The sequence below is a fragment of the Curtobacterium sp. MCBA15_013 genome, assembly GCF_001865095.1.
Classification (GTDB): domain Bacteria; phylum Actinomycetota; class Actinomycetes; order Actinomycetales; family Microbacteriaceae; genus Curtobacterium.
This window is the reverse complement of the sequence record NZ_MJGQ01000018.1, coordinates 1-1,631: the sequence shown is the minus strand read 5'-3', so window position 1 is coordinate 1,631 and position 1,631 is coordinate 1. Positions and strand designations below refer to the sequence as shown.

The window sequence follows — 1,631 nt, the reverse complement described above, 5'->3', positions numbered from 1 at the left end:
GCCCGAGACTCGGCGGGGCGGACGAGTTCGCGCTGCCGGAGGCCGCGGTGTGTCCGGCGAGCCGAGACTCGGCGGTGGCGGACCGCGGCGGCGCGGCGTCCTCGTCGGGGCAGTCGTGGCCGGGGTGCTCGTGGTGGGCGGGGTCACCGGCGTCGCGGTCGCGGCCACCAACGGGACCGGGGGACCGACGGTGGCCGGGTCGGCCTCGCCGACCGCCGGATCGTCGGGCACTGCGGCACCCGCGGCCGGCAGCGCGACCGACGGCTTCCAGGACCCGGCAGCCCCCGCCGCCCGGTCCGACGCCACCCCGGTCCGCGTGACCATCCCCGCCATCGGGGTGTCCTCGTCGCTCGAGGACCTCCACCGCGGCGCCGCCGGCGAACTCGACCCGCCGAAGGACTGGGACAGTGCCGGGTGGTTCAGCGACGGCATCGTCCCGGGTGAGGTCGGCCCGGCCGTCATCGCCGGGCACGTCGACAGCCCCACCGCCGCAGCCGTCTTCTTCCGGCTCGACGAACTGGTCCCCGGTGACGAGGTCCACGTCGCCATGTCCGACGGCTCCACCCGCACCTTCACGGTGGACCGGTCCGAACGGGCGGCGAAGTCGGCGTTCCCCACGAGCGACGTCTACGGCACCGCCCCCACACCCCAGCTGCGCCTCATCACGTGTGACGGCACGTTCGACACGGCCACAGGTCATTACACGGACAATCTGATCGTGTTCGCAGACCTCTCGTCGGACTGACGCAGCGACCGGCCGATATCTTCGATGTCAAGCGCAAGGAGCACCATGAGTACGACACTGGTCATCATCCCGACCTACGACGAGGCGGAGAACGTCCGCCCCATCGTCGAGCGCACCCTGGCGGCCACCGACGCCGACGTGCACGTGCTCGTGGTGGACGACAACTCCCCGGACGGCACCGGCGACATCGCCGACCAGATCGCGCGTGAGACCGACCGGGTGCACGTGATGCACCGCACCGTGAAGGACGGCCTCGGCGGTGCGTACCTCGCCGGGTTCGCCTGGGGCCTCGAGCACGGGTACGACAAGCTCGTCGAGATGGACGCGGACGGCTCGCACCACCCCGAGTACCTGCCCTGGATGATCGAGCTCGCCGACACGAACGACCTCGTCCTCGGCTCGCGCTGGATCAAGGGCGGCGCCGTGGAGAACTGGCCCTGGTACCGCGAGCTCCTCTCCCGCGGCGGCAACCTCTACACGCGCCTCGCGCTCGGCATCGCGGTGCGTGACGCGACCGGCGGGTTCCGGGTGTTCACCTCGCGGGCGTTCGAGCGCATCGACCTCGCCGGCGTGGCCTCGAAGGGCTACTGCTTCCAGGTGGACCTCTGCTGGCGCGCGCTCGAGGCCGGTCTGCGCGTCGTCGAGACCCCGATCACGTTCACCGAGCGGGAGTTCGGCGTCTCGAAGATGAGCGGCAACATCGTCCGCGAGAGCCTCACCCTCGTCACGAAGTGGGGCATCGACCGTCGCATCCGTGAGGCCCGGTCCCTCGTCAAGGACCACCGCCGACTCCCGTCGGTGCGGGCGAACGCGCACGCGGTCGCCGACCACGCGGCCTGACGGGCTGCTGACGGGCTTCCCGGAGGCGCGGTGCCGGCTGGCACCG

Annotated in this window: 2 protein-coding genes; both read left to right on the top strand. The window is 72.0% G+C overall.

Annotated features, from left to right (window positions below; translation table 11 throughout):
• Positions 1 to 115: 115 nt before the first annotated feature.
• Positions 116 to 745, top strand: a complete 630-nt coding sequence (locus tag BIV01_RS11520; protein WP_217637384.1) for a class F sortase — start codon at positions 116 to 118, stop codon at positions 743 to 745.
• A 45-nt stretch (positions 746 to 790) separates the two neighbouring features.
• Positions 791 to 1,585 (top strand): polyprenol monophosphomannose synthase, encoded by a 795-nt coding sequence (locus BIV01_RS11515; RefSeq protein WP_071295927.1) that lies wholly within the window; start codon positions 791 to 793, stop codon positions 1,583 to 1,585.
• The last annotated feature ends 46 nt before the right edge of the window (positions 1,586 to 1,631 follow it).

Bases quoted from the DNA above. Each gene is read 5' to 3' on its own strand.
- BIV01_RS11515 (WP_071295927.1), top strand. From the start codon at position 791: ATGAGTACGACACTGGTCATCATCCCGACCTACGACGAGGCGGAGAAC.